The following is a 22,566-nucleotide window of genomic DNA, read 5'->3' as shown; positions in this document are numbered from 1 at the left end:
TATAAATAAATGCAACAGCCTGACACTGTCCATACAGTGTCAGGCTGTTTTGCTGCAGTCTATCCATTAAGAGCTATCTTAGCATAAAAAGGAGCTTTATCACTTTTAGGTACGTAGTAAATGTAAGCGTGTAAACAACTTTACTAGCTTTGCGCCTTTAGGTAGCATCAATAGTTCGCGTTCACCCATCGCTCCGGATAGGAGTAGCGCGATAAGATAGATTCCTATTCCGATAATCGTCAAGCTGATACTAATCCACATATAACTAATACGAGCGAAGGTTTCGACTGCGAATAGCCATTCTATCCCACCGAGGATCAGATACAAGGTAACCCCCATCAAGAGTGCAGAGAGAAGAGGTTTTAAGGCCATGGCAAACGGGAACGAGATATTGGCTTTGCGTGTCACCATCCATACATTAAGGACACAGACGACGATATACGCGATGACGAGGGAAATGGCGCCCCCTTTTAAACCATATAGCGGAACCAGGATAATATTTCCTATTACCTTTACTACTGCCCCGATCATCAGATGGCGTACAGGTAAGCGGTTAAAGCCCATTCCTTGTAAGATACCCGAACTAGATACAGTAAGGGAATTAAAGAGAGCGGCAATACCAAACAAGGCAATAACCCATGTACCGGCAGATAAGGCAGCCAGGGCAGAAACGCCTTCGTGATCACTGTGAGCGTACATCATTATGTTGACTGGACGAGCTAGTACGATCAAGCCTACACATGCGGGTAGGCTGACGAGGAACGTCATAAACCAGGCTTGTTTAATTTTATGTTGAATAGCGGCCCACTCGGCTTTGGCTGTGTGCGCTGATATAGCAGGAATGAGGGCAAGCCCTAGCGCAGTGGAAAAGGTGGCGATTAGGCTTGCATAAGGTGTGCCACGGCTGTAGATTCCAAATAATGCTGTTGCTTCACTCTGAGTATAATGAAGGCTTTCTTCAAGTAGGCGTGGGATTGTTGTTGTATCTAAAAGATTGATCAGCGGCATTACCATCGTGCCAAGCGAGATGGGAATAGCATAGAGTAAGATCTTTTTCGATAACGAGAAAAAAGATTCTCTGCCGTTGGTGGATGTCGCTGTGGCTGGATGCTTAGAGCTTTCTTCGCGATCACGGGAGCGGAAGAAGAGCATGACCACCAGTCCAGCTAGTGCACCGACAGATGCTCCCATGGTGGCACCAGCAGCCACCCATGAGTCAGGATAGTTAGCGATAACTAGCCAGTAGATAAGGATGAGAGCGGTTGTGACGCGTAATAGTTGCTCGATCACTTGGGAGAGAGCGGTAGGGATCATTTGTTGGTGACCCTGGAAGTAGCCACGGATAACAGCCATTATTGGGACTATTAAAAGTGCGAATGCGAGTGCCTTAATAGAAGGTTCTGCGTTAGCGTTACCAATCATGACATTGGAGATCCAGCCACTACTCAAGTAGAGAAGACAAAAACCAATAAAGCCTGTGAAGGACAGGATAATAAGTCCGGTGCGCAACACGAGTTGGGCGCCTTGTTTATCTCCGAGAGATAGCCTTTCGGCGACAAATTTGGAGACTGTAATTGGAATTCCAGCAATCGCTATCATGAGCAGGATCGAATAGTAAGGGAATGCTTCCATATAGATGCCCATTACTTCGTCGCCAGCGATGTTCTGCAGTGGAATGGTAAATAGTGTGCCTAGTATTTTGGAGATGAAAGTAGCCGCACTAAGGATTAATGTGCCTCTAATCAGTGTATTTTTTTTATTCATCTTTAACATCCTTCTATAATTGTAATAGGTACGATTGTTCTCATAGTTACAAATGCGCTTCTTCTATTCTAGCAGGTTGTCTCGGCTGGCGCATGCTCTAATTTTATTTACACAGTGAGAATTGGACAAGATAGGGATTCATCTTTTAAAATAAGTCCATGGATACAGGAATCATATGCAGTATGACCGGTTATGGACATGGAGAATCGACGACAGAGGATCACCAGTATAGGGTGGAGATTCGCGCAGTAAACCACCGCTATCTCGACGTGAAGATTCGTCTTCCTCAGGGGTGGCTCGCATTAGAAGAAGGTGTAAAGAAAGAGATTAAACAGATCATTAATCGGGGGCACCTAGATGTGACGATCGCTCTTCAGGGCGGGACGGCTGCGCCACAAGAAGCGGTATTTGACTGGGATTTGGTGCGATCGATTCAAACACAACTTTCGCGCCTCCCATCCGAGGGGGAGAAAAGGTTAACTCCAGCGCAATGGCTTGCATTGCCCGGAGTATGGTCAATTAAAGAGAATCTGGCGCATCCTGAGGAGCATCGTACTCCGATGGTTGCGGCAGTGCGAGCGGCATTAACTTCACTGCAGCAGTCACGAATACAAGAGGGGAGGGTATTGCAGGAGGAACTAGAGGCATACCAAGCTCAGTTACGCGAATGCATGGGGAAGATGGTAACGCGTACTCCCAAGGTAGAAAAGGAATATCGTAATCGCATCGAGAAACGTTTAGCTGAGGAACTTGGCGACTATGAACTGGATAGGAGTCGTCTCGTGACAGAAGTTGCCCTATTGGTCGAACGAGCAGATATAAGTGAGGAATTGACAAGGCTGCGGAGTCATGTCGATCAGTTTGCCAAGCAAATGAATGCCGGGAGCCCAGTCGGACGACGCTTAGATTTTCTTGTACAGGAAATGAATCGGGAAGTAAACACCATCGGCTCTAAAGCAAATGATGCCGAGTTGGGGGAATTGGTGGTAGAAGCGAAGAGTATCTTGGAAAAAATGCGAGAACAAGTGCAAAACATTGAGTAATGAGGTTATAATGGTAAGGTGTGTGAAAGAACTCAAACAAAACGATTATTTCTAGTTGAGACATGAATGGGTTATAGGATACAGGCTGGTTGGGTAGAAAGGGTTGGTTTTTTGTTGCATCAGGAAAAAAGAGGGATACTATTTGTTTTGTCAGGTCCGTCTGGAGCAGGCAAAGGCACGGTGTGTGCGGCTTTGCGTGAACATATGCCGGAGCTGACGCTTTCCATTTCCGCAACAACACGTGTTCCGCGTGCTGGGGAGAAGGAAGGGGTAAACTACTTTTTTAAAAGCCGTGCACAATTCGAAGAAATGATTCGTCATGACGACGTATTGGAATGGGCTGAATATGTGGGGAACTATTATGGGACTCCACGACGCTTTGTCGAAGAAAGGTTGGCACAAGGGGAAAATGTTTTGCTTGAAATAGAGGTGCAGGGTGCACTCCAAGTGAAAGAAAAATTTCCAGATGCAGTTTTTATCTTTTTAATGCCTCCCTCGCTCGATACGTTGCGGGAACGCATTCAAGGTAGAGGAACAGAAGATGAGGAAGGATTGACTCATCGGCTGGAAGCTGCACGGGGAGAGATGAATCAAGTGCAGCAGTACGATTATGCGGTAGTAAATGATCGGGTGGAAAATGCTTGTCACGCGATTGAAGCGATTATGACTGCCGAGAGTTGTCGTGTGGATCGACTGGTCATTTAACGGGTACCACTACGTAAATCAGGAAGAATATCAGCAGGTTGGGAGAATGAAAAGATGCTATATCCATCGATTGATGAGCTAATGACGAAAGCAGATAGTAAGTATACCCTTGTCTCACTTGCCTCCAAGCGGGCACGCAAATTGTTGGAAGGCTCCACCCCGAAAGTGAAGCCATATTCCAACAAATATGTAGGCGTAGCGCTAGAAGAGCTAGTAAGTGGCGCAATTGATCCCGTACGAAACACAGATCCTGATAAAAAATAACAACCTCCAGGTTGTTATTTTTTATCTTATTGAGGGAGGAAGGGATGAAGATGCAGGGGAAAAAGATTGTCGTCGGAGTTACAGGAGGAATTGCCGCCTTTAAGTCTGCTTCATTGGTAAGTAAACTGGCACAGGCCGGGGCAGAGGTGCGTGTGATTATGTCGCGCGGGGCAACCCAATTTGTGACTCCACTCACTTTTCAGGCATTATCTCATCACGAGGTATTTACCGATATATTTGAAGAGCGCAATCCTGATGGGGTGGCACATATTGATCTGGCGGATGAAGCCGATTTAATTGTCGTTGCCCCTGCTACCGCACATCTGTTGGCCAAAATTGCAAACGGGATGGCAGACGATATGTTATCTGCTACCCTATTAGCTACACGTGCCCCGATACTACTCGCTCCTGCGATGAATGGGAAGATGTATACACACCCGGCCGTGGAAGAAAATCGAAAGAAAGTGCTCAGCATGGGTGTACATCTAGTGGAACCAGAGGAGGGGCAGCTTGCGTGTGGCTATGTGGGAAAAGGGCGCATGGCAGAACCGGAGGAGATCTTCGCTCGGGTAGAATCGTTCTTCCAGCGTCCACTTCTTCAAGGGAAACGCGTGTTGATCACCGCAGGGCCCACTCGTGAACCGGTCGATCCTGTTCGTTACTTTACGAACTACTCTTCCGGTAAAATGGGGTATGCGCTGGCACAGGCGGCTCGTCAAGCTGGGGCAGAGGTGCTGTTGGTAAGCGGCCCAACGTCTTTGACCACGCCTGACGGGGTTTTGCGCATTGATGTTGGTTCGGCAGCAGAGATGAAAGAAGCGGTTCTACGCGAAATCCCGCAAGTGGATATTGTTATTAAAGCGGCGGCAGTCGCAGATTATCGACCCATAGAAGTGCATGATCATAAATTGAAGAAAAAGAGCGATGAACTGATCATACGGATGGAGCGAACGGAAGATATCGCACAACTGATCGGAGAACAGAAGAAAAAACCATTTTTTGTTGGGTTTGCAGCTGAGACTGACGATGTCGCCCACTATGCACTAGGGAAACTGGAGCGTAAAAACATGGACTTAATTGTAGCCAATCCTGTAAATGTACCTGATTCGGGTTTTGAGTCCGATTATAACACGGTAACGATATATGATCGTGGTGGTGAGGTTGCTGCCTTTCCTAAGATGGAAAAGGAAAGGCTGGCGCATTCTCTCATCGAGTTGATTGGTGAACGACTTTTATGAGGGAAGAAGAACGGATCGCTTCTGTAATTGTTGATGTCCCAACCAATCAGACAGATCGTCCTTTTGATTACATCATTCCCGAAGAATTGAAGATGGATGTTCAGGTAGGCTCTCGAGTCCACGTGCCTTTTGGGAGGCGACAATTACTGGGGTATGTTGTCTCAATTTCGCACCACTCTGAAGTAAAAAAACTAAAAGCGATCGCACATGTTATGGATGTTACTCCCCCACTTACTCCAGAATTGGTACGATTGGCGCATTGGATGGCAGAAAAGTATCTGTGTCCGACGATAATGGCACTCCATGCAATGGTGCCAGCTGTCTTAAAAGGAAAATATGAACGTGTGGTTCGTCTTCCCCTCTCTAGTGGAGTCTCTTTAAAGGAGCCTCAAGCGTATCCAGCAGCGGCTCGTCCGTTATTGCAGTTGCTTCTAAAAAAAGAAGTGATCAAACAGGATGAGGCATTAAAACAGGGAGGGGTTACAGAAAAGCAGTTGCGGCAGTGGGTGCGAGCAGGTTGGTTTATCTTAAGTGATGAAGTGAGTGATCGGATTACAAAGAAGAAAGTAACCTGGCTAAAGCCAGCGCTGGATCGCACAAATCTTGCTACCGCAATAGAAGAATTGCCTGTACAAGCGGCACGGCAACGAGAAATACTGCAGTTTTTTTATGAACATCCAGCAGAAATACCATTAACCTCATTACTTACGACGCTTGAGTTGAATCGGTCGTCGATTAAAAGTTTGGTGGATAAAGGGTGGTTAGTGACAGAAGAGCGGGAGGAAAAACGTGATCCCTATGAGGGACGTTCGTTTGCGCCTAGTACTCCACTAGCGCTCACAGCAGAGCAGCAATCAGCTTTTGAGGCGATTATTACGCCACTTAAAGAGTATCGGACGCACTCAATTTTGTTACAGGGCGTAACTGGAAGCGGGAAAACAGAAATTTATTTACAAGCAATCGAGCAGTGTCTGCAACAAGGGCGGGAAGCGATTGTGCTCGTACCCGAGATTTCGCTGACACCACAGATGGTGAGTCGCTTTAAAAGTCGGTTTGGTGCGCGAGTGGCTGTACTTCACAGTGGATTGTCCAATGGGGAGCGGTATGATGAGTGGCGTAAAATTCGTGCAGGTGAAGTAGAAGTGGCGATTGGAGCGCGGTCTGCTATTTTTGCTCCTTTTGAGAAGATTGGCTTGGTCATAATCGACGAGGAGCATGAGAGTTCATATCAGCAGGAAGAAAATCCGCGCTATCATGCGCGTGAAGCGGCATTAACACGGGCGGCAGAACATCAGGCGGTCGTGGTGCTAGGTACGGCTACACCAGCTGTGGCTACTTATTTTGATGCACGTGTAGGGAAATATGAGTGGGTGCAACTACACGAGCGCGTCCACGGTCGACCCTTTCCCCCCGTTCATATTGCAGATATGAGAGAAGAATTACGGCAGGGGAATCGCTCCATGTTTAGTCGTACGTTGAGTGAAAAATTAACTCGTTGTGTGGAGCGGGGGGAACAAGCTGTTTTTTTCCTCAATCGCCGTGGTTACTCTACGTTTGTCATGTGCCGTGACTGTGGCAAGGTTGTGGAGTGTCCTAACTGTGATATATCACTTACCTATCATCATACAAATCAGAGCTTACGCTGCCATTACTGTGGGCATGAAGCACCCGTCCCTTCTTCATGTCCTGATTGTGCAAGTGAACACATTCGTTACTTCGGCACTGGAACCCAACGTGTGGAAGCGGAGCTAGCGAAACGCTTTCCCGGTTTGCGTGTGATTCGCATGGACGTGGATACTACCAGTCGCAAAGGAGCGCACGAACGGTTGTTGACTCGCTTTGGCAATGGAGAAGCGGATGTGCTATTGGGAACTCAGATGATTGCGAAAGGACTTGACTTCCCACGGGTGACACTGGTGGGGGTGATTGCTGCCGATACGATGTTACGTTTACCTCATTATCAGGCGGCAGAGCGTACGTATCAATTGCTCACGCAAGTGAGTGGACGCGCGGGACGACATGAAGCTCCTGGAGAGGTCGTTGTACAAACGTATACGCCGGATCACTATAGTATTGAATTAGCTTCTCAGTACGAAGTAGAATCATTTTATCGAGAGGAATGCCTAACACGTAAGACACATCGATACCCGCCTTTTTGTGGCTTATTTACTCTCTTATTTAGCCATCCAGATCAACTGGTTGTATTAAAACACGCACAGCAGACGGTGCAGACATTTGGCAATAAATTACCGGAACAGACGCAAGTACTAGGACCTGTTCCTGCTCCAATCCCCCGTATCAAAGATCGTTATCGCATGAATGTCATGATTAAATGCGCGCGGGAGGAGCAGGCACAAGCACAAGTGCGCCAGCTATTGCGTTCGCTACGGCCACAGTGGGAGGACCCACAGTTACGGGTAAGTATAGAATACCAACAGTAAAGAGTGGAAATGGAGGAGATGATGATGGCAATTCGCCGTATTGTGCAATACCCTGATCCGATTTTAAAGAAAAAAGCAAAGCATGTTACCAAGTTCCACGATCGTCTTCATAAACTATTAGATGATATGGCCGATACGATGTATGATGCTCCAGGCGTAGGCTTAGCTGGACCGCAAGTGGCGATTTTAAAGCGGGTCATCGTCGTAGATATTGGTGATGGTCTGATCGAAGCAGTAAATCCAGAACTATACGATATGGAGGGTGAGCAAATCCTCCCACCAGAAGGGTGTTTAAGTATCCCGAGGTTACTAGGCAATGTTCGCCGAGCTGAGCGACTAACCTTAAAAGCACAAGACCGCTATGGTGAGCCGTTCGAGTTGGAAGCGGACGGTTACCTGGCGCGTGCGCTTCAACATGAAGTAGACCACTTAAACGGAATCCTCTTTATCGATATTGCAGAAAACGTTTTCGAACCAGAGGAGGGATAGGGATGGGTACACAGCCACGTATTATTTTTATGGGTACACCTGACTTTGCCGTGCCCTCTTTCCGTGCGCTAATCGATCATGGTTATCATGTGGTTGCGGTCGTCACTCAACCTGATCGTCCGAAAGGGCGCAAACGAATCTTAACCCCCCCTCCGGTAAAAGAGGCGGCCCTTGCCGCGGGGATTCCAGTATTACAGCCGGAAAAACTTCGTGAAGAAGAGGCAGTGACAACTGTTTTGGAGTATGCACCCGACTTGGTGGTGACAGCTGCTTATGGTCAGTTGTTACCGCAAGCGCTTTTAAAAGCACCTACGTATGGATGTATTAATGTTCATGCGTCGCTCTTACCGAAGTATCGCGGAGGTGCACCCATTCATCATGCGCTGATACAAGGTGAGGAAATGACGGGGATTACCATCATGTACATGGTAAAAGCACTGGATGCTGGAGATATGCTAGCGCAAGCAACACTTCCTATCGCTGCCGATGATCACGTTGGCACCCTCCACGATCGTTTGAGCAAAGTAGGCGCGGAGCTGTTAGTAGAGACACTGCCTCCTTTATTGACGGACAAACTAACTCCTCGTCCACAAGCAGAAGAGCTGGTCACCTATGCACCTAACATTCGGCGTGAAGATGAACAAGTGGATTGGAAGCAACCCGTGCGTGCAATCTATAATCAAGTAAGAGGACTACATCCGTGGCCGGTCGCCTTTACTCACTGGCGAGGCAAACCCTTAAAGTTATGGTGGGCAGAAGTGGCAGATGAATCTAGCGACGATGTTGCACCAGGTACGATTACAAAAGTAGCACATGAGGGAATCTGGATTGCTTGTGGGAAGGGGCACTTACGTTTAACAGAGGTTCAACCTGCGGGCAAAAAACGGATGGATGTTGCTTCGTTTGTGCGGGGTCATGAGGTCCAGGTTGGAGAAAAGCTAGGGGATGAATAAATGAAGAAAGTAAGTACTGCCCGTGAAGTAGCTCTTGATGTTCTAATCGGTGTAGAAGAGAAGAACGCATACAGTAATCTGTTGTTAAATGAAGCGTTACAGACACACCCACTCTCAGGGCGTGATCGCGGGCTTGTTACTGAGTTGGTTTATGGCAGTATCCAACGTCTCAACACGTTGGACTGGCTGTTAAACCACTATGTAAAAAAAGGTGTAGACTCATTGGAGGGATGGGTACGCCAACTTCTGCGGATGGGAATGTATCAACTTCATTATCTCGAACGGATTCCGGAACGTGCTGCAGTAAACGAAGCGGTTCATATAGCAAAAAAACGTGGACATAAAGGGGTTGCAGGGTTGGTAAATGGAGTGTTGCGCTCTTACTTGCGACAGCCTCCAGATACGACACGGCTAACCCAGCCTCAATCCATCCAGGATTGGGCTTTAGCCACGTCTCATCCAGAGTGGATGGTGCGTCGTTTCCAATCCTTATATGGGATTGAAGAGACAGCCACGATGTTAAAGGTAAACAATCTTCCACCTGCTGTCGGTATTCGTGCGAACGCTTTAAAAAAAGAACGGGACGTGTTGTTGGATGAGATGAAGGAGGCGTATCCAGAAGCCACAATCTTGACTACGCCCCTTTCTCCAGAAGGGATTGTGTTTACTGGGGGAGGCAATCCTGCACATACTGATTGGTTTAAAGCGGGTGAGTGTACCATCCAAAACCCTAGTTCGATGTTGGTGACGGAGCTTCTGCAACCTCAGCCGGGTCAATTGGGATTAGATGCGTGTGCTGCTCCTGGGGGTAAGACGACTCATATAGCCGAGAAGATGGGAGGGGAAGGGAAGGTATATGCTACGGATTTGCACCGACATAAAGTTGAACTTATTCGTAAAAATGCAATGCGGTTAGGCTTGAGCAATATCGAAGCGGTGCAAGCAGATGCTCGGGAGCTCCCGCAAGCACTACCTACTCTCTTTGACTTCATTTTGTTGGATGCTCCTTGTTCTGGTTTAGGGGTCATACGGAGAAAACCGGATTTGAAATGGCAGAAAAGCGGTGCTGAACTGAAGAAGTTGTGCCGTCTTCAAGCTCAATTGCTTGAAGAAACAGCTACTCGTGTGCGCCCTGGAGGAGTGTTGCTTTACAGCACGTGTACGCTGGAAGCAAGTGAAAATGAAGAACAAGTACGCCATTTCTTAGAGAATCATCCGGAATTTACACTGGATACGGGGATGAATGAATTACTTCCGCGAGAAGTGAGGGAGAAGGGAAGTATTGAACCAGGAATGGTACGGATTCTGCCACATCAATTTGCAAGTGATGGCTTTTTTATCGCTCGGATGGTGAAACATAAATAATCTTCAAGAGGGCAGCTGTCACAGGCTGTCCTTTTGTTTGGTGATAAATATATATAAAAAATCATACACCTGCTGCAACATACATATTTTACCCTATAAAGGTATTAGAGGGGGAATGGTGGGTGGAAGTTTGTTTGATGGAACAGGTGGGTATGCCTTTTTTGTTTATGCAAAATCGAGGGCAAAGAAGGTCGGATTGTCTCTATTACGCCCAGGGGGAGTACACCTCGTTTTTTTCGTTTTTTCAGGATCACATGAGCTTTTCTGTGTATGAGCCCACGATTAAAGAGGAAGAGAATGGAGAGACGGCACTGAGAGGGCATTCAGTTCGGCTCTCTTTTGTTGATGCGCGCACAGACCTACAAGTAGAGGGACGAGAGCTGGGTGAAGGAAGAGTACATTATTATAGGGGACGGGAGGCGAGTGAGTGGATTCAAGATGTGCCGACGTTTTCCCAAGTGTGGTATCACGAGGTATGGCCTGGGGTATCAGCAGTGTTTAAAAGCCACCAAGAACGACTAAAATATGAGTTCTTGGTGGAGAAAGCCTCTTTGTTGTCTACTATTCGCTTACGCTATGAGGGGGTAGACAAACTAGCTTTAGACGACTGTGGCAATCTGCACGTGCATACACCTCTAGGAACGCTGGTAGAAGAGAAACCGATAAGTTTTCAAGAGACAGAGGCAGGAAGAGCGGCGCTAGCGACACAGTTTGTGCTTTATGAGGGAATGGAAGTCGGCTTTCATGTAGAGGGAGTGGACGAAGATAAAGCGCTCATCATTGATCCGATCCTCCTAAACTCTACGTACGTAGGGGAAGGGAAGGAATCGGAGGGGACAGCGATTGATGTTGATGAAAATGGGAACTTGTATGTAACGGGGTATATGTCCCAAGTAGAGATCCCCGATCGCGTAGGCCCATATCTTATTACGGCTGAAGAGGAGAAGTACGCTTTTATAAGTAAGCTGAACAGTAAGCGTCAAATGGAATATACCGCTTACTTAGGGGGAGATAAAGCCAACTTTGGCAATGGAATAGCGGTTGATAGTGAGCAGCATGTGTATGTAACCGGACAAACTTTTTCTGCCGATTTCCCCGTTACTGCGGGGGCACTGCAATCGGATTTTACAGCAGAGTATAGTGGGTTTCTTACGAAGTTGAATCACGATGGCTCGGAGCTACTTTTTTCTACTTATTTAGGCGGAAGTGGGGGGACGTTTTGTAACGATTTAGCTCTTACTCCAAAAGGGGAAGTAGTTGTGACAGGTGGAACAAATAGTGATAACTTTCCAGTCACACCTCATGCAGTGCAGAAGAGGTTGAATGGTGAGCAGAATGCATTTATCTGTAAGTTAAGTTCAGATGGGAATCATTTGCTGTGTTCCACTTTTCTAGGTGGTAGTGGGGTTGATGATGGGAATCAAGTGGTAGTAGATGGAGAAGGGAATATTTTTGTTACCGGTTCTACAGATTCTGCTGACTTTCCTGTAAATAGACGCGCTTTTCAAACTCAGTTGTTGGGAGAGTGCAATACGTTTGTCGTTAAGTTGGATGGGGTTCTCTCCACACTGTTATTTTCCACTTATCTAGGTGGAGAGGGATCCGATATGGGGCATGCGCTTACGGTAGGGAAGTGTGGTCACGTTTATGTCGTCGGGGAGACGACATCAGCCAACTTTCCGGTGACAAAAGGGGCATGGTTACGTAAAGGGAAAGGGGGATACCATGCGTTTGTAACTAAAATTCACCGTTCGGGCGCTCGCTTGCTCTACTCTACATTATTGGGTGGAAGTGGTTCCGACCTCGCTTTTGGGGTAGAAGTAGATGCCCAAGGGCAAGCATGGGTGGTGGGTGAAACCTATTCCCATGATTTTCCGACGACAGAAGGGGCGTTGGAGCGGAAGCGAAGCGGATATAAAAAATCTTTCATTACGCAGTTAAACGTGTCGGGTACGGGTATACTTTATTCTACTTATCTGGGGGGAAGAAAAGCAGAGTATGCCAATGCAATTGCCATCGGTGAAAAGCATAACATATATGTGGTGGGTACGACAGAATCGGAGGATTATCCTGTAACAGAAGAGGCTTATCAAGAACAACTAATGGGATGTTCATCTGCGTTTGTGTGCCATATTGCTAACCGTTAAATTAAGTCAGGGGGTGCGAAGACGATCGTTTCAGGTCTTCGTATTCCCTTTTTTTGTGGTATGAGAGAACGGATTGCGGGGCACGGTAATGGCAGGGTGATGTGAGATGGCAAATCGATTTATACGGCCAATAAAATTAAAGGATAAAAGAAAAAAAGAAGAATTACAGCGACGGTCGGAACAGAAGATCGAGCGAAGAGTGAAGGACCGTGCTGTGTCCAAACAGGTAAAAGAGAACACTGATTTTATCACTCATTTGCTTGGAGACGGGGCAGATGTCATTGTACGTTCTTTTACGATCCAGTATCAACCGGATCGAAAAGCGGCACTCGTCTACCTGGATGGGATGGCAGATGTACCGCTAGTGGACAAGTTTGTATTGAGTACATTGATGACAAAAGCGGCTGAAGTAAAGTCGGACGAAGATCTGGAAACATTGATTGCCGAAAGTTTGGTGCAAACTGGGGAGACACAATCGTCTCCTAAAATGAAAGATATGATGGAAGCGATTTTATCAGGAGATGCGGCTCTTTTTATAGATGAGTATGAAGAGGGCATTGTTGTAGGAGCAAAGGGATTTCCAGTACGTTCGGTTTCCGAACCTTCGACGGAAGCAGTAGTTCGAGGGCCGCGGGAAGCGTTTACGGAATCCATTCGAGTAAATACGGCACTCATACGTCGACGTCTTAAAGACCCAGACTTACGCATCAAAGATGTAAAGGTGGGTAAGCGTACACGAACCAACGTAGAGATTCTATATCTGGATGGGGTGACGGATAAAGGTTTGCTAGATGAAGTGCTTACTCGAATTGAAAATATTGAGATCGATGGCATATTAGAAAGTGGGTACATTGAGGAGCTGATACAAGATGATATTTGGACTCCGTTTCCTCAATTGCAAAATACACAACGTCCGGATGGCGTTGTAAGCCATTTGTTGGAGGGGAAAGTTGCTATTGTGGTGGATGGTACCCCCCATGTGTTGATTGCTCCCGCAGTGTTTTCGCAGTTTTACTATAGTCCAGAGGATTACTATGAACGGTATCTCATCTCCTCGTTTTTACGTGGGTTACGCTTGATCAGTCTCTTTATTGCTATGTTGCTGCCTTCACTGTACATTGCTTTTGTCTCTTTTCATCCGGAGATGATTCCGACTCGCTTGGGAATTGCGATGGCCGCGGGAAGAGCAACAGTACCATTCCCCTCCATTGTAGAGGCACTAGCGATGGAGATTAGTGTGGAGATATTACGAGAAGCTAGTATTCGTCTGCCAGGTCCGATCGGACCTACGATTGGGATTGTCGGTGCACTAGTAATTGGAGATGCAGCAGTTTCTGCAGGTGTGGTAAGCCCGATCATGGTTATCGTAGTCGGTTTAACGACGATTAGCTCCTATGCTAATCCAAGTTATAATGCAGCTATCTCTGTTCGGCTGCTCCGTTTTCCATTTATGCTAGCAGCAGCGGTTCTAGGATTGTACGGGATTATTCTCGCTTTAATGGTGACACTTTTACACTTAGTGAAGCTACGCTCTTTTGGTGTTCCATATATGGCGCCATTTGCCCCTTTTAGGTGGGAAGATGTTAAAGATAGTTTAGTGCGGGTGCCGTGGCCATGGATGAAGAAGCGACCAACGATGTATAAGCCACAAGATCAAAACAGAGAAGGAGAGCATCCGAAATGAAGGGAAACCCAAACTTGCGCGAGGGTGGTGGCGCCTCTATTACAGGGTATCAAGCCTTCGCTCTTCTGTTTAATTCTATTCTGGGTATCACGATCTTTCTTTTGCCATATGAGATGGTGCAATATGCAAAAGAAGATGGGGTTACGGCTTTAATTCTCTCAGCGTTGGTGGTAATGATGATCGTGATGATCATTACACTGCTGTGTGTGCGCTATCCGCGAAAAAATCTGGTGCAGTTAACAAGAGAGGCGTTGGGCACAAAATCAATGCCTTGGTTGGGCTCTGTGTTAGGCATGGTCGTTGTGCTTCCCTTTGCTTTATACTGGTTGTTTGCAACAGCGATTTCAGCACGCTTATTTACGGAGTTAGTGGTTAGTGCTGTTTATATTCGTACGCCTGTCCCCTTTATCCTCGGGATATTAATCATCGTGGCAACCATGGTAGCTTCCAATCCACCCCACGTGGTCGCCCGTTTTAACGAATTAATTTTGTGGCTGCTATTTGTAACCGTGCCATTAAGCATTGCAACGGGGTTTTCTAGTGGGTCGCTCAATAATATGCTCCCTCTTTTGCAAACTACAGGGTGGGATCTTTTTATGGGGGTGATTGCGGGAGCCTCGATGTACGGAGGATATTCAGTCGTGCTGATGTTTAGTTCCTACTATCAGGAACCTCGGCGTGCATGGCGGGTACATATTGCCGTCATTATTGTAATCACTTTTTTTTACCTGCAAGGTTTATTATCTACACTGGCTGTCTTTGGAGCGCCTGAAGTAGTGAAGTTGATGTGGCCAGTGTTGGAACTGATTAAGTCGGCAGAGTTTAAAGTGCTTATCTTTGAACGTCTTGAATCTCTTGTCATCGCAATCTGGGTAACAGCTGTCTTTTCAACGATGATCAACTATTTGTCGGCGCTCTTCTCGCTTGTGATACAATTTTTACACTTGAAAGCAGAGTATCGGAAAGGGCTGGCATGGGGAATAGCCCCAGTTTTATTTGGATTGGCGATGAGACCGCAAAATATCCAAGATGTTTTTGCTGCCGCACGCTGGATCGGCGTGTTTGGTCTGGGGATTACGGTTGTGTTTCCTATTCTTCTTCTTTGTCTCTCGTTTGTGCGCAAACAAAACGGGAGTAAGGAAAGGAGGAGACAACATGAGGCGAAGGCTTAGATGGATGAGCGTGGTGCTGTGTATCGTTTTGGCATGTACGGGCTGTTGGGATGCGCGTGAATTGGAAGAACGAACCTCTGCTATGGCCATAGGGATTGATAAGCTGGAGAAGGGGTATCAGGTATCGGTACAAGTTCCTATTCCCTCTATGATTGGTGGAGAAGGGGGAGGAGATGGGGGCGCGGTTGAACTTTTTTATGGGCAGGGAGATACGTTAAACACAGCTTTTAGTGATATTCAGAAGCAAACCAATCAGAATTTGTTTTTGGGGCATGCACAGTTGCTCGTGTTTGGAGAAGAAGTAGCGAAAGACGGGATACAGGAGTTGATGGACGGCTTACGTCGTCATCCTGATATTCGCAGGCGCATGTGGCCAATGGTAGTGCGAGGTAAGGCGAAAGAGGTATTGGAATTAAAACCAAAGTTAGATCTGGTGCCTTCCATGTATATTCGTGATTTGATCGAGGCGGGGGTAAGAGAAGGGTGGATGGGTGATGTTACGTTAGGTGATGTGTATAATCGTATTTCCAATCCGGCAACCAATCCGCTCATCAATCAGTTTGAGATAAAGGAAGGCAAGATAAAGTGGACAGGTCTTGCCTTATTTAACCCGCAAAGCAAAGTGGTGGGTACGCTAGATAGTATAGAGAGTGCCATTTTGATTCAGATTCGCAGTCATCGAACAGGTGAGGTAATCGAGGTTCCTTATCAAGATGGTAAAGTGATTTTCCGGGCGGATCGTATTGATAGTAAGTCGAAGATGGGTCTAAAGAAGAAACAAGTGACAATTAAAGATCATGTAATCGTGGAAGGCGTTATACTGGAAAAAACATGTACGACCGATCTAGAGAAAACAGCTGTATTAAGTGATGTAGAAAAGAAAATTTCCGAAAAATATCATGAAGTTAGCACTGGCCTCATGACAAAACTTCAGCGGGAATTTCGTAGTGATGGTTATATTTATGGGGATACGATTCGCGCTCGCTATCCGCGGATATGGAGGCAGATTGTGTGGGAAAAAGCATTTACAGAAGCTGATATCGATATTCACTTCGATGTTAAAGTGAAACGAATCGGATTGGAGAATCGTTAGTGTGGCAAAGGTACAAGCAGATGGTGGCTTTTCATCTCTTAGTAAGCTTGATATAATAAGAAAAGTTTTGAAGATGAATTAATGAACTTATACACTGTGGAAAGTTGTGGTAGCAATGCGTATGGCATACGACCTACGGCATAAAGATTGGTATGCCTGGATGAAAGAGAATAACCAGCCTGCTTTTCGGGCGGATCAAATGATGGATTGGCTTTATCAAAAACGGGTTTCTTCATTTGCAGACATGAGTAACCTGCCTAAGAAGATGAGAGAAACCTTAAGTGAGCAATTTCGCCTTGAGCCATTAAAAACATTGACGCAACAAACATCGTCCGATGGCACGATTAAATTTTTATTTGCTCTTCATGATGGGCATGCGATTGAAACCGTGTTGATGCGCCATAATTATGGAATAAGTGTGTGTGTTACCACCCAGGTGGGATGCCGTGTCGGTTGTACGTTTTGTGCATCGACTTTGGGAGGGCTAAAGCGAAATCTGACTGCGGGTGAAATCGTGGCACAGGTGATGAAAGCGCAGATAGCTCTAGATGAAATCGGGGAAGAAAGGGTAAAATCAATTGTTATTATGGGAATTGGAGAGCCGTTTGAAAACTATGAAGCTACCCTGCAGTTTTTGCGCATCATGAACGAAGAGCATGGTCTCCATATCGGTCAACGGCATATTACGGTTTCTACAAGTGGGATTGTACCAGCAATCTATCGGTTTGCTGATGAGAAGTTGCAGGTGGGACTGGCGATTTCGTTGCATGCCCCTAACCAGGAATTGCGCAAGAGCTTGATGCCAGTAAGTTATCGTCATCCTTTAAGTGAGTTGATGGAAGCGTGCCACTATTATATTGAAACCACTGGAAGGCGTCTCACTTTTGAATACCTCCTGATTAAAGACAGAAATGATCAAGATCAGCACGCACATCAGCTGGGGCAACTTTTATCCAATCTAAATTGCTATGTAAACCTAATCCCTATCAATACGGTGGTGGAACGGGATATGGAGCGAACACCGCGCAATCAAATCTTCCAATTTCAGCGGATTGTTGAATCCTATGGTATTAAGGCGACTATTAGGCGTGAGCATGGAACAGATATTGATGCGGCTTGCGGTCAATTGCGTGCCAAACATTTAGATAAGAAGAGTGAGCAACCTTCGTAGAGGGGATTAGGCGATGATGAAGTGAAGTGAGTACTCTTCTCCTCTGATTGTGCAAGGGAATAGAACTGCTTGATTAAGAGCGGTTCCGCTAGCTACCCCTCATCATAAAGATCCATTGTTCCCGCACACTCTATAAGGTGCGGGTGTCTGTGCGAGTCGTACTATTTTTGCACGTAAGTGGGTGGAAGCGATGAGGATGACGTATAATAGAGAGAAGAGAGTCTGTTAGCGGGAAAGGGGAACGCGATATGGAGATGGCTTGGCGTACACACACGGGAAAAGTAAGGGATCATAACGAGGACCGTGTGGGGTTGTTTGAAACGCAGAAGGGCTTACTGGTTGCAGTTGTCGCCGACGGGATGGGTGGACATCAAGCGGGTGAAATTGCTAGCCAGCAAGTGGTGGATGTGGTAAAACGAGAACTTGCCGAACTGACGCTCGATGCTCCAACCGTGCAAATCAAACGTCGGCTCGAAGAGGCAGTAAAGTTGGCTAACCGTGAAGTGTACCAGATGGCAGAGGCGGATGATTCGTTAAAGGGCATGGGAACAACAGCTATCGTAGCAGTTGTCCGTGAAAAGGAAATTGTGCTCGCCCATGTTGGGGATAGCCGTGCTTATCTACTGCACCGAGGAGGGTTATACCAACTGACCGAAGACCATACTTTAGTAAATGAATTAAAGAAACATGGAGAGATCACCGAGGAAGAAGCACTTCATCATCCGCAAAAAAATATTATAGTGAAAGCGATTGGTACGGATAGCAGTGTAGAACCAGATCTGGTTACAACACCGTGGTCACACGGGGATACATTACTTCTCTGTTCAGATGGCTTAGTGGATATGGTTAAAGTTAATCAAATCGGGAAGACGATGACATCGGAGCGCTCCATCGCGGCACAAGCGGATCACTTGTTAGAGCATGCATTGGCGGCGGGCGGTGTTGATAATATCTCTCTGATCTTAGTAAATTACAAAGAGAACATTGATCGGAGGGGGGAATAAGACCGATGATTGGGAGAAAATTAGGAGATCGTTATGAAGTTGTGAGCCGTGTGGGCGGGGGCGGAATGGCGGTTGTATATAAGGCAAAAGATATTATGCTTAATCGCTATGTTGCATTAAAAGTGTTAAATGAATCGCTTAGTAATGATCGTGAATTTTTACGCCGATTTAGTCGGGAAGCACAAGCAGCTGCTAGTTTGTCACACCCCAATGTCGTTAGTGTTTACGATGTAGGACGGGATGGTTATACACACTATATCGTGATGGAATATATAGAAGGGCCTACTCTAAAAGAAATGATTGAAGAACATGGCCCTGTACCACCGACGGAGGCAGCTCATTTAGCCGCACAAATTTGTGATGGGTTAGCGCATGCACACGATAACGGCATTGTCCACCGCGATATTAAGCCACACAATATTTTGATCGGTGCGGCAGGACGAGTAAAGGTAACAGATTTTGGGATTGCGCGTGCAACGACCTCGTCTACCATTACGCAGACAGGGTCTGTGATGGGTTCTGTTCACTACTTTTCACCGGAGCAAGCACGGGGCGGATTTATCGGTCAAAAGTCGGACATCTACTCTTTAGGTGTTGTTATGTATGAGATGGTGACAGGTCAACTCCCTTTTGATGGAGAATCGGCAATCAGTATCGCTTTAAAACATCTACAAGAAGATCCAGTCAACATCAAACAGTTGGCTCCCGATATTCCAGATAGCTTGCAGCACATTATTCGTAAGGCGATGGAAAAAGAGCCGGATATGCGGTTTGAATCTGCACGCGAGCTGATGAAGGAACTGCGCATCGCCTTCCCTCCTAAGTGGGGTGAAGAACCGCAGTGGACACCGATGTTAAAGCAACGAGAGATAGAAGAAGAGCCTCTCCCTCCACGAGGAAATACAACACGCGAATTCGTAGCAGCTGCGGCAGATGAGCAGGAGAACGAGCCATCTATGAACGATGCTGGTCCAACCTCCACGGGAAGGCAGCATACGGCGGTCGGGCAAGAGACGATGACGAAGTTGGAACGGTTGCGCGGGGTATCGGCTGATAAAGATAAAACGGTGTTTCAAAAGACTGTCGTCTGGTTGGAAAATGCACAAGCAAATATGCCATTTTGGCAAAAGACCGTTTTTTTTCTCTTTACGATAAGTGTCATTTTAGTACTTGCATTTACAATTTTTAATGTGATCTTGAGTTTGAACTCAAATTCGTTTTTCAGTTCTGATGATGGAAGCGGTACGAGTGCACAAGAACAGTCTGCTGCTGTCGAGCTTATTGATCTAGAAGGAAAGTCACGAGAGGAAGCGCGCTCGTGGCTGGAAGATAAGGGATTTAATGTTCAGGTAGAAGAGCAAATGAATCATGACTTTGGAGCAGGTGAAGTGCACGGACAAGAGCCGGCGGCGGGGACGGAATTAAAAACAGGAGAGACGGTCACTTTATATGCCAATGCGGCAGAAGGTGACCTAGTAGAAGTTCCTGAGTTTATTGGTGACTATGAGTCCTCACCTCAAAAAGGTCCTGATGGTGGGGTTAAACAGTGGATTGCCGCAAACGATGAGTTACAAATTAAGATAGAGCGGGTGAAAAGTGGGTCTGGTAAAATGTGGACGGTTGTGGATCAAGACCCAAAACCAGGGACAATGGTGGAGCGGGGAACGGAAGTTACTGTCTACATCAAGTCCAAATAACGTTTTGCATAAGCGAAAACAGTACATTTATATAAAAGGAGGGGTGATATGCCAGCAGGACAGATCGTGTGCGCCATAAGTGGCTTTTACTATGTACGAACGCCGGAGTCTGGAAAGGATATTCAGTGTCGTGCTCGCGGTCTCTTTAAGAAGAAGAAGCTCTCCCCGCTCGTAGGGGATCGCGTGATGTACGAGGAGACGAATGATGGTGAAGGGATAATTACAGAAGTGTACCCCCGTCAGACACAGTTGATTCGTCCCCCGATTGCCAATGTTGAGCAGGCGATCGTGGTGTGTTCTTTGCGGGAACCTGATTTTCAGTCTACTTTGCTCGATCGTTTTCTTGTACATTGTGAACGCGAAGGGTTGAAGGTAGTCATCTGTTTAACCAAGTCGGACCTTCTGACTGAGGAAGAGGGTTTGCAACAAATCCTTAAAACATATGAACAAGCCGGGTATCCGTTAGTGGTATCCAGTATACGAGACGAAGATGGTGCACAGGACCTCATCCCATATTTACAAGGGGTGCTCTCTGTGTTTGCTGGTCAATCAGGGGTAGGGAAATCATCCCTTCTTAATATGCTCGTTCCACAGTGGAAATTGGAGACAGGTGAAGTTAGTCATAAATTAGGGCGTGGGAAGCATACCACACGCCAGGTGAATATTTTGGATTTACCTATGGGCGGACAAGTTGCAGATACACCTGGTTTTAGTCAACTTGACTTTACGGGTATGGAAGCGGAGCAGTTAGGAGCTTATTTTCCTGAGATTGAAGCTTTATCGGTGTCATGTCGCTTCCGTGGGTGTTTACACCATCAAGAGCCTGGATGTGCAGTGCGAGCGGCAGAAGAAGCAAGTGAATTAAGTGGAGAGCGCTACGCTCATTATGTACAATTCTTAGAAGAGATCCAAGAGCAATGGAGGTATAAGAAATGGTGAAATTAGCCCCGTCGATTTTGTCGGCGGATTTTGCTTGTCTAAAAGAGGAGATTGCAGACGTAGAGCGAGCAGGAGCCGATTGGATTCATGTGGATGTAATGGACGGACACTTTGTACCCAATCTGACTCTTGGACCAGTTATAGTAGAAGCGATTCGTCCACATACTCGCCTCCCGCTAGATGTGCACCTGATGATGGAAAATCCAGATGCACTCATCCCAGCCTTCGCAAAAAGCGGAGCGGATTATATTACCGTGCATCAAGAGGCATGCCCTCACTTGGCACGTACTCTTTCCCTCATCAAAGAGCACGGTGTGCGCGCGGGGGTTGTGTTAAACCCGGCTACACCAGCGATGGTGTTGGAACCGATTATACAGGAACTGGATTTGATCTTGCTAATGACCGTGAATCCCGGGTTTGGTGGACAAGCGTTTTTGCCTTCCGTTCTGCCAAAAATTAAGCAAGTGAGACAGATGTGCATCCAACAAGGTCACCCTGATATTCTGATCCAAGTAGATGGTGGTATTTCACCGATAACGGCTGCTGACGTCGTGCTAAACGGTGCGGATGTATTGGTAGCGGGATCGGCTATCTTCGCCCAAGAGGATCGCGCTGCGGCCATGAAAGCCATTCGCGATGCTGTAGGGACATTGGCTTAATGAAAAAAAAGACGCTAAGTGGTGAGGTTTGGGAGCGATTGATTGATCGGCATCGGATCGTCATCGTCGCGGCAGGTGACATAGCAGCGTGTGATTGGAACGGGGTAAAGCAAGAAAACGATGTGATTATCACGGTTGATGGTGGTACTTGGAGTGCGCTGGACTATGGCTGGCGGCCGGATCTGGTGGTAGGTGATTTCGATAGTGCTGGTGAGCGGTTGCTAAACTATGTGACAGCAGAAGAGATTGCCTACCTTAAACTGCCTACGGAAAAAGATTTGACTGATACACACTATGCGCTTGAAGTAAGTGTCAATCTTCGTCCTCGGGAGGTTTTGCTCCTGGGGGCGTTAGGTGGAGGACGGCTGGATCACGCACTTGCCAACGTCTACTTGTTGGAGTGGCTCGCACACACAGGAGTGAAGGGGCGACTTATTCATCGTACCAATCAGGTGCGTCTGTTGACGGGAGCAGAAGAGTTGACGGTGAGAAAAGAGCACAGCTACCTCTCTCTTCTGCCTTTAACAGCGAAGGTGACAGGAGTAACTTTAACGGGGGTTCGCTATCCCTTGACACAGGCTACCCTGCAGCGGGGGCAATCGCTTGCGATAAGTAATGAAGTAGTAGACCAGATGGGGATTATTCGTATCTCCAGCGGAAAACTTTTAGTGATCGAAAGTTCGGATAATTAAAGGGATTACGTTGCCTTTTGTGTAAGGTGTTCTAGGCACCCTTACT

Annotated in this window: 19 protein-coding genes; 18 read left to right on the top strand and 1 reads right to left on the bottom strand. The window is 46.8% G+C overall.

Annotated elements, in window-relative coordinates; all coding sequences use genetic code 11:
* Window positions 1-105: 105 nt before the first annotated feature.
* Complete coding sequence (locus NXZ84_RS07400) at window positions 106-1,764, bottom strand: putative polysaccharide biosynthesis protein (RefSeq protein ID WP_258839630.1); 1,659 nt, start codon at window positions 1,762-1,764, stop codon at window positions 106-108.
* A gap of 158 nt (window positions 1,765-1,922) precedes the next feature.
* Here NXZ84_RS07400 and NXZ84_RS07395 point away from each other — a divergent pair, with 158 nt between their 5' ends.
* The 18 genes from NXZ84_RS07395 (at window position 1,923) to NXZ84_RS07310 (ending at window position 22,520) form a co-directional block, all read left to right on the top strand.
* Window positions 1,923-2,807, top strand: coding sequence for a YicC/YloC family endoribonuclease (locus NXZ84_RS07395; protein WP_258839629.1), 885 nt, complete (start codon window positions 1,923-1,925; stop codon window positions 2,805-2,807).
* Window positions 2,808-2,918: 111 nt separating this feature from the next.
* The gene (gene gmk / locus NXZ84_RS07390; protein ID WP_258839628.1) at window positions 2,919-3,512 is read left to right on the top strand and encodes a guanylate kinase; all 594 of its coding nucleotides are present in this window, start codon (window positions 2,919-2,921) and stop codon (window positions 3,510-3,512) included.
* Window positions 3,513-3,566: 54 nt separating this feature from the next.
* Window positions 3,567-3,776 carry a DNA-directed RNA polymerase subunit omega gene (gene rpoZ, locus NXZ84_RS07385; RefSeq protein ID WP_258839627.1) on the top strand — a complete coding sequence of 70 codons (210 nt, stop codon included), beginning with the start codon at window positions 3,567-3,569 and terminating at the stop codon, window positions 3,774-3,776.
* A gap of 44 nt (window positions 3,777-3,820) precedes the next feature.
* Complete coding sequence (gene coaBC, locus NXZ84_RS07380; protein WP_258839626.1) at window positions 3,821-5,014, top strand: bifunctional phosphopantothenoylcysteine decarboxylase/phosphopantothenate--cysteine ligase CoaBC; 1,194 nt, start codon at window positions 3,821-3,823, stop codon at window positions 5,012-5,014.
* Window positions 5,011-7,455, top strand: coding sequence for a primosomal protein N' (gene priA, locus NXZ84_RS07375; RefSeq protein WP_258839625.1), 2,445 nt, complete (start codon window positions 5,011-5,013; stop codon window positions 7,453-7,455). Before coaBC ends, priA begins: the two co-directional genes overlap by 4 nt.
* Before the next feature lie 24 nt (window positions 7,456-7,479).
* Window positions 7,480-7,944 carry a peptide deformylase gene (def, locus tag NXZ84_RS07370; RefSeq protein WP_258839624.1) on the top strand — a complete coding sequence of 155 codons (465 nt, stop codon included), beginning with the start codon at window positions 7,480-7,482 and terminating at the stop codon, window positions 7,942-7,944.
* A 2-nt stretch (window positions 7,945-7,946) separates the two neighbouring features.
* Window positions 7,947-8,897, top strand: a complete 951-nt coding sequence (gene fmt / locus NXZ84_RS07365; RefSeq protein ID WP_258839623.1) for a methionyl-tRNA formyltransferase — start codon at window positions 7,947-7,949, stop codon at window positions 8,895-8,897.
* Window positions 8,898-10,262: a 16S rRNA (cytosine(967)-C(5))-methyltransferase RsmB gene (gene rsmB, locus NXZ84_RS07360; RefSeq protein ID WP_258839622.1), complete on the top strand. Its 1,365-nt coding sequence runs from the start codon at window positions 8,898-8,900 to the stop codon at window positions 10,260-10,262.
* Between the two features lie 122 nt (window positions 10,263-10,384).
* Window positions 10,385-12,409 (top strand): DUF7948 domain-containing protein, encoded by a 2,025-nt coding sequence (locus tag NXZ84_RS07355; RefSeq protein WP_258839621.1) that lies wholly within the window; start codon window positions 10,385-10,387, stop codon window positions 12,407-12,409.
* A gap of 106 nt (window positions 12,410-12,515) precedes the next feature.
* On the top strand, window positions 12,516-14,093 hold the full coding sequence (locus tag NXZ84_RS07350) for a spore germination protein (protein WP_258839620.1): 1,578 nt from the start codon (window positions 12,516-12,518) through the stop codon (window positions 14,091-14,093).
* Window positions 14,090-15,265, top strand: coding sequence for a GerAB/ArcD/ProY family transporter (locus tag NXZ84_RS07345; RefSeq protein WP_258839619.1), 1,176 nt, complete (start codon window positions 14,090-14,092; stop codon window positions 15,263-15,265). The genes NXZ84_RS07350 and NXZ84_RS07345 overlap by 4 nt, the downstream gene beginning before the upstream one ends.
* On the top strand, window positions 15,249-16,358 hold the full coding sequence (locus NXZ84_RS07340) for a Ger(x)C family spore germination protein (protein ID WP_258839618.1): 1,110 nt from the start codon (window positions 15,249-15,251) through the stop codon (window positions 16,356-16,358). Before NXZ84_RS07345 ends, NXZ84_RS07340 begins: the two co-directional genes overlap by 17 nt.
* A gap of 115 nt (window positions 16,359-16,473) precedes the next feature.
* Window positions 16,474-17,529: a dual-specificity RNA methyltransferase RlmN gene (gene rlmN, locus NXZ84_RS07335; protein ID WP_258840359.1), complete on the top strand. Its 1,056-nt coding sequence runs from the start codon at window positions 16,474-16,476 to the stop codon at window positions 17,527-17,529.
* Window positions 17,530-17,777: 248 nt separating this feature from the next.
* Window positions 17,778-18,533, top strand: a complete 756-nt coding sequence (locus NXZ84_RS07330; RefSeq protein ID WP_258839617.1) for a Stp1/IreP family PP2C-type Ser/Thr phosphatase — start codon at window positions 17,778-17,780, stop codon at window positions 18,531-18,533.
* A gap of 5 nt (window positions 18,534-18,538) precedes the next feature.
* On the top strand, window positions 18,539-20,230 hold the full coding sequence (pknB, locus tag NXZ84_RS07325) for a Stk1 family PASTA domain-containing Ser/Thr kinase (protein WP_258839616.1): 1,692 nt from the start codon (window positions 18,539-18,541) through the stop codon (window positions 20,228-20,230).
* 48 nt (window positions 20,231-20,278) lie between these two features.
* On the top strand, window positions 20,279-21,169 hold the full coding sequence (rsgA, locus tag NXZ84_RS07320; protein ID WP_258839615.1) for a ribosome small subunit-dependent GTPase A: 891 nt from the start codon (window positions 20,279-20,281) through the stop codon (window positions 21,167-21,169).
* The gene (gene rpe, locus NXZ84_RS07315) at window positions 21,163-21,828 is read left to right on the top strand and encodes a ribulose-phosphate 3-epimerase (RefSeq protein WP_258839614.1); all 666 of its coding nucleotides are present in this window, start codon (window positions 21,163-21,165) and stop codon (window positions 21,826-21,828) included. The genes rsgA and rpe overlap by 7 nt, the downstream gene beginning before the upstream one ends.
* A complete protein-coding gene (locus NXZ84_RS07310) occupies window positions 21,828-22,520 on the top strand; it encodes a thiamine diphosphokinase (protein WP_258839613.1) in 693 nt (230 codons plus the stop codon). The genes rpe and NXZ84_RS07310 overlap by 1 nt, the downstream gene beginning before the upstream one ends.
* The last annotated feature ends 46 nt before the right edge of the window (window positions 22,521-22,566 follow it).

The sequence above is a fragment of the Mechercharimyces sp. CAU 1602 genome (assembly GCF_024753565.1).
Classification (GTDB): domain Bacteria; phylum Bacillota; class Bacilli; order Thermoactinomycetales; family JANTPT01; genus Mechercharimyces.
The sequence above is the reverse complement of the archived record's forward strand: the minus strand, read 5'-3'. Positions and strand labels throughout refer to the sequence as shown.